The following is a 6,325-nucleotide window of genomic DNA, read 5'->3' as shown; positions in this document are numbered from 1 at the left end:
CCCTCAAGCGCGCCCAGCACCACAACTGGCCACCACCACAACCAGCAACACCAACCGTCACCCCGCGCGACACGACCTAAAGTCACCAGCATTGGGCCTAGGGCCCGTCTTCAAACCCCCGTCGTCCGCCCGAAGGGCGGGCGGGGCGGCGTTGGGGTGCGTGCATCGCAAGGCGGAGGATGGGGGCACCTCCCGGCCGAAGGCTGGGGGAGAGTCCATGCGGTGGGGGCACCTCCCGGCCGGAGGCTGGGGGCCATCGGCGACCGACGACAACGCGGCGAGGCGCGTGCCCTGGGGGCACCTCCCGGCCGAAGGCCGGGGGAGCGTCGGCCCGCAGGCGGGGGTTTGAAGACGGGCCCTAAGGACTGCCCACCGTGCCGTCCCGGACAAGGGCCACCGCTCCCGGCTGAGCGGACGCGGTGCCCGCACAGCGCCCGCGATGCGAGCGGAGCGTCCAGCGGCTCCGCGACGCCGTCCGGGGTTGCTGTGCGAGCCCCGTGCTGTGCTGGCGGGCATGAACGACCTGCTACGCCGCCTACCCGCCGCCACCGACCTGCGCGACCGCTGCCGCGCCTTCGCCGCGCTGGACGCGATCCTCGGTCCGGACGACCGGGAGGCGCGGTACCACTCCTTCGACGCCCGACGGGACGAGGACGGAGGGGAGGAGCCGGCCTCGATGCGCAACGGCCAGGGCGACGACTGGTTCGTGGTCTTCTCCCCCGCCGGCGCCTACGGGCAAGGGCTCGACCACGAGGCGCCCAACGCCCCGGAGCTGCTTGAGGCCGTTCCCGAGGAGTTCCGCCGCTTCGCCGAGGAGCCCTCCTTCGGGGACGAGGACGGTCCGGCGGTCACCCGCTGCTTCTGGCGCCGCCCGGGCGACGGCAGCTGGCAGGGGGCGTCCGCCGAACGCGGCAGGGAGCGCCTGTTCGCGTTGCTCGCCGACGGCTCGGCCGGGGCCTACCGGGCTTGGGCGGAGGACCACTCGAGCCGGAGCGGAGCCTGGACCCCGCCGCGGTCGACCACGTGCCGGCGCTGCGTCCGCTGACGCCGGCCGTGGTGGCCGCGCTCAACCCGGGGACGGACCTGGAGGAGCCGGCCGAGGACCTCGCGGAGATCGGGTATCCGCTGGGCTGACTCCCCCGCGCCCGGCCCGCGCCGCCGGAGGGTTCAGAGGCCGATCCGAAGCGGGGTGAGCCGGGTGGCGATCAGGTTGGTGGCGCCCTTGTCGCGTTCGACGTGGCCGTGGACCAGCAGGCCGGCCCGGTCCAGGGCGGTGCGGCGCTGGGACTCCCAGACCGGGCGGTTGCAGATCACGTTGATCAGGCCGGTCTCGTCCTCCAGGCTGAGGAAGAGCACCCCGCCGGCCGTCGGCGGGCGCTGCCGGTGGGTGACCAGGCCGCCGACCACCACCGCGGTCCCCGGGGGGACGTCCGGCAGTTGGGCGGCGCGGAGCGCGCCGCCGCGGTCCAGGTGGGCGCGCAGGTGCTGGAGCGGGTGGCTGGTGGCGGAGGTGCCGGTGGCCCACAGGTCGGCGATGGTCGCCTCGACGGGGCTCATCTCGGGCAGCTCCGGCGCCTCGGTGCCGGGCGTGGTGCCGGGCAGCAGGTCGGCCGAGATCCCGGCGAACGCCCCGGCGGCCCAGAGCGCCTGACGCCTCGTCAGTCCGAAGCAGTCGAAGGCCCCGGCCGTCGCCAGCGCCTCCAGGACGGGCGCGGGCAGGCCGGTGCGGCGGGCGAAGTCCTCCAGGTCCGCGTACGGCTGTCCGGCGGCGATCGCCTCGGCCTGCGGGGTGCCGATGCCGCGCACCGTCTCCAGCCCGAGCCGGATGGCCGGCTGCGGACGGCCGGCGGTCAGCGGGGGCTTGGGCGTCGGCCCCCGGTAGGGCTCCAGGGTGGGGCGCGGCCCGCTGGCGTTGACGTCCACCCCGCGCACCCGCACGCCGTGCCGCCGGGCGTCCGCGACCAGGCTGAGCGGCGAGTAGAAGCCCATCGGCTGGTTGGCCAGCAGGGCGCAGACGAAGGCCGCCGGGAAGTGGTACTTGAGCCAGGCGCTGGCGTACACCAGGTAGGCGAAGCTGATCGCGTGGCTCTCCGGGAAGCCGTAGTTGGAGAAGGCCTCGATCTTGCCGTAGACGTCCTCGGCCACCTCGGGCGGGATGCCGCGCTCGGCCATCCCGCCGAGCAGCCGCTCGCGCAGCCGGGCCACCCGCTCGTGGGAGCGCTTGGCGCCCATCGCCTGGCGCAGCTGATCGGCCTCGGACGGGGTGAACCCGGCGCAGTCGATCGCGAGTTGCATCATCTGCTCCTGGAACAGCGGCACCCCGAGGGTCTTGCCCAGGGCGTTCTCCATCAGCGGGTGCGGGCAGCCGGGCGGCTCCACTCCGGCGCGGCGGCGCAGGTACGGGTGGACGGAGCCGCCCTGGATCGGGCCGGGACGGATCAATGCGACCTCGACCACCAGGTCGTAGAAGTGGTCCGGCTTGAGCCGGGGCAGGGTGGCCATCTGCGCCCGGGACTCCACCTGGAACACGCCCACGGTGTCGGCGCGGCGCAGCATCGCGTACACGCCCTCGTCGTCGTCCGGGATGGTGGCGAGGTCGTAGCGCAGGCCGTGGTGCTCGGCGACCAGGTCGCAGGCGTCGTGCAGCGCGGCGAGCATGCCGAGGCCGAGCAGGTCGATCTTCACCAGCCCGGCACCGGCGGTGGACTCCTTGTCCCACTGCAGCACCGAACGCCCGGGCATCCGGGCCCACTCGGTCGGGCAGATCTCGCCGATCGGCTCCCTGGTGAGCACCATGCCGCCCGAGTGGATGCCCAGGTGTCTGGGGAGGCCGTGGAGTTGACCGGCGAGCGAGAGCACGTCGGAGGGGATGACGGCGTCCGCACCGGGCTCGGAGCGGAAGTCGACCTGCCGGCTGAAGGCGTCCACCTGCCCCTGCGGGTAGCCGAGCACCCGGGCGGCGTCGCGGATCGCCAGCCGGGGCCGGTAGGTGATCACGTTGGCGACCTGGGCGGCGTGCTCGCGGCCGTAGCGGCGGTAGACGTACTGGATGACCTCCTCGCGGCGGCGGTTCTCGATGTCCAGGTCGATGTCGGGCGGCCCGTCCCGGGCGGTGGAGAGGAAGCGTTCGAACAGCAGCTTGTAGTGGATCGGGTCGACGGCGGTGATCCCGAGGGCGAAGCAGACCGCCGAGTTGGCGGCCGAGCCGCGGCCCTGGCACCAGATGTCCTCGCGGCGGCAGAAGTCCACGATGTCGTGCACGATCAGGAAGTAGCCGGCCAGGTCGAGGTCCTCGATCACGTCCAGCTCCTTGGCGAGCTGACGGCGGGCGGCGGCGTTGCCGGGCCCGAAGCGGGCCGGGCCGCCGGCGGCGACCAGGGCGCGCAGGTGGCTGATCTCGGTCTCGCCCTCGGGGACGGGGTAGCCGGGCAGCTCCGGGTCCAGCTTGGCGAAGTCGAAGGCGCAGGCCCGGCCGAGTTCGGCGGTGGCCCGCTGCACCCCGGGGAAGCGGGCCAGCCGGGCGGCCATCTCCCGGCCCGAGCGCAGGTGCGCGGTGCCGGCCGCCATGGTCCAGCCGGCCGCCTCCTGGAGGGTGCGGCGCTCGTGCAGCGCGGCCAGGCTCTGCGCCAGGCGGCCCTGGGCGGGGCCGGCGTGGTGGGCGTTGGTGGAGGCGACGACGGGCAGGCGCGCCCCGGCGGCGAGCGCGGCGAGGGCGTCGTTGCGCCGGTCGTCGCCGGGCAGCCACTGGTCGATCAGCTCGACGTGGACGTTCTCCCGGCCGAACGCCTCGGTGAGGGTGTGCAGTCGACGCTCGGCCTCACCCCGGTCGGAGCCGCGCTTCCCGGCCAGGGCGGCGGGGACCCGGCCGAGGCGGCAGCCGGTGAGCACCGCCCAGTGGCCGTCGTGCGCGTCGGCCAGCGCCGCCAGGTCGTACACCGGGCGGCCCTTGGCGCCGCCGGCCAGCTGGGCGGCGGCGATCGCGGCGGAGAGGCGGCGGTAGCCGGCCGGGTCGCGGGCGAGGACCAGCAGGTGTTCGACGTCCTCCGGGGAGTGCCGGATCGTCAGCTCGGCGCCGAACACGGTGGCCACGCCCGTCCCCCGGGCCGCCATGGCGAGCCGGACGGCGCCGTACAGGCCGTCGTGGTCGGTGATCGCGAGGGTCTCGACGCCCAGCCGGGCGGCCTCGGCGACCAGGTCCTCCGGGTCGCTGGCGCCGTCCAGGAAGCTGAAGGCGGAGTGGACGTGCAGTTCGGCCCAGGGTTCGGCGCCCGGTTCGGGGCGGGGGGCGGAGGCGTCGGGCCTTGCGGGGCCGTCGGCGTCGGGCCCGGCGGGGGCGTGGGCGTCGGCCCCTGCGGCCGGCGGTTCGTCGCTGCCGGCCTCCGGGGCAGGGGGCTCCCCGGCGCGGCGGCGCAGCGGGACGACCGTGCGGTCCGGCGCCGCTCCGGTCAGCCGCCGGTGCAGTTCGCTCCAGGGGACGGTGGGGTGGCTGGTGAAGCCCATCGGGGTTGCCTTCGTCGTTCTCGTGCTCGTCCTGCCCCCCTTCGGGCTCTGCGGCCCTCTCGGCACCCGCCGCTAGTCGTAACCGGCCTCCAGGTACCACGCACCCCCCTCCACGGTGAGCAGCAGCGCGCGACCGCCGTCCACCACCATCTGGAACCGCGCCCGACGGCGGGCCAGCGACTGGTCCCACCAGTACTCGACCGCCGGCCAGGGCCCCGTCCAGCCCGCCACCCGCTCCTCCCGGCCCCGGACCACGACCAGGGCCGGCCGGGCCGACACCCCCGCCCGGCCGTCCACCGTGACCGGTCGGCCGGCCTCGTCCAACACCCGCACCGGCGCCGGATCGCGCAGCACCACGGTCGGCCAGAGACCCTCCAGCCGTCCCGGCCAGGGCGCCTCGGCCGGCGCCGCCGCCTCGTACGGCTCGCCCCACGGCACCTTGACCTGCTGCTCCCCCGGGCCCCGGCCGCCGGCCGGCTCGATCCGGCGCAGCCCGGCGTGCCCGAGCACCGCCTGCACCCGGGCCACCGCCCGCTCCACGCGGTCGTCCGCGACGGCCTGGCCCCACAGGGCGAGCTGGCGGCCCTGGTCCGGGGAGAGGCCGTCGGGGGCCAGCCGGAGCAGGGTGAAGCCCTCCTGGCCGCCGTTCGTCCGCTCGCTCCCGAAGGTGCCCGCGCCCTGCCAGGCCTGGAGCTGCCAGCGGACCCGCTCGGCCAGCGCCGTCGCCGACAGCCGGCCCTCGTGCCGCCACAGCCGCGAGGCCGTCCGGCCGTCCGCACAGGCCACCTCGACGGCCACCCGACGGCAGGTCAGCCCGGCCCCGGCCAACCGCTGGTGCAACTGCTCGGCGAGCGTGCGGGCGACGAACACCAGCGGCTCGGCGGTCGGCTCCGGCGGGTCGAAGCGCTGCTCGACGGAGAGGTCCGGCTCCTCGTCGCGCGGCACCAGCGGGCGCGGCTGCAGGCCGCGGGCCAGCCGGTGGGCGACCGTTCCGGACGGGCCGAAGCGGTCCGCGACCGACTCCGCGGGCAACGCGGCGAAGGCCCCGACGGTGGGCAGGCCGAGCCGCCCCAGCAGTTCGGCCAACGGCTCGTCGCCCAGCGTGCCCACCGGGTACGGGGCGAGGAACTCCGCCGTACGGCCGGCCGGCACCAGCACCCCGGCGCGGGCGGCGAGCACGGCGGCGAACAGGCCGTCGGCGACCCCGATCCGGGCGTGGGGTGCGGTCGGCGGTGCGGGGGGTGCGGGGGGTGCGGTCGGGGTGGCTCGGCCGGCCGGGTCCGGCGGGCCTGCCGTGTCCGCCGGGTCGGGCGGGTTTGCCGGATCGAGCGTGTCGGACGGGTCTGCCGGGTCGGTCGGGTCGGCCGGTTCCCCGGTGGGCACCGCCACCGCGCCGGGGACGGCGTCCGGGACGGGCGGCCGGCTGAGCGCCTCCGCCACCGCCGCGCCGACCTTGGCCGCCAGCGCCTCCTCGCCGCCGAAGTACCGGCCCGGGCCCTTCACCGGGATGGCGCACAGGCCCGGGCGGATCACCTCCACCCGAGGGGTGAACGCCTCCACCGCCGCGACCACCGGCTCGAACCGGCGGGTCTCCGCCTCCGGGTCGCGGTCGCGCAGCTCCAGCTCCGGGCAGAGCCGCTGGGCCAGCTTGAGCCGCTGTCCCTGCCGCACCCCGGCCGCACGGGCACCCGCCGAACAGGCCAGGATCCGGCCGCCCTCGGTCACCGCCACCGGGTCGTCGCCGGTGACGGCCACCACCGGCCAGTCCGGACACCAGACCACCAGCACCCGGGGAGTCCGGTCGCCGTCGGACATCGTCGGCATC

3 protein-coding genes are annotated in these 6,325 nt (G+C 76.2%); 1 reads left to right on the top strand and 2 read right to left on the bottom strand.

Annotated elements, in window-relative coordinates; translation table 11 throughout:
• The first annotated feature begins 514 nt into the window (after nt 1–514).
• Nucleotides 515–1,045, top strand: coding sequence for a hypothetical protein (locus ABT247_RS13135; RefSeq protein WP_350742033.1), 531 nt, complete (start codon nt 515–517; stop codon nt 1,043–1,045).
• A gap of 122 nt (nt 1,046–1,167) precedes the next feature.
• On the opposite strand, the gene ABT247_RS13130 is transcribed toward ABT247_RS13135, so the two are convergent.
• Together ABT247_RS13130 and ABT247_RS13125 are read right to left on the bottom strand one after the other, a co-directional pair.
• Nucleotides 1,168–4,500: an error-prone DNA polymerase gene (locus tag ABT247_RS13130; protein ID WP_350742031.1), complete on the bottom strand. Its 3,333-nt coding sequence runs from the start codon at nt 4,498–4,500 to the stop codon at nt 1,168–1,170.
• A gap of 72 nt (nt 4,501–4,572) precedes the next feature.
• The gene (locus ABT247_RS13125) at nt 4,573–6,324 is read right to left on the bottom strand and encodes a Y-family DNA polymerase (protein WP_350742029.1); all 1,752 of its coding nucleotides are present in this window, start codon (nt 6,322–6,324) and stop codon (nt 4,573–4,575) included.
• Between the last annotated feature and the right edge of the window lies 1 nt (nt 6,325).

This window comes from Kitasatospora sp. NPDC001539 (assembly GCF_040298565.1).
Lineage (GTDB): Bacteria > Actinomycetota > Actinomycetes > Streptomycetales > Streptomycetaceae > Kitasatospora.
The sequence above is the reverse complement of the archived record's forward strand: the minus strand, read 5'-3'. Positions and strand labels throughout refer to the sequence as shown.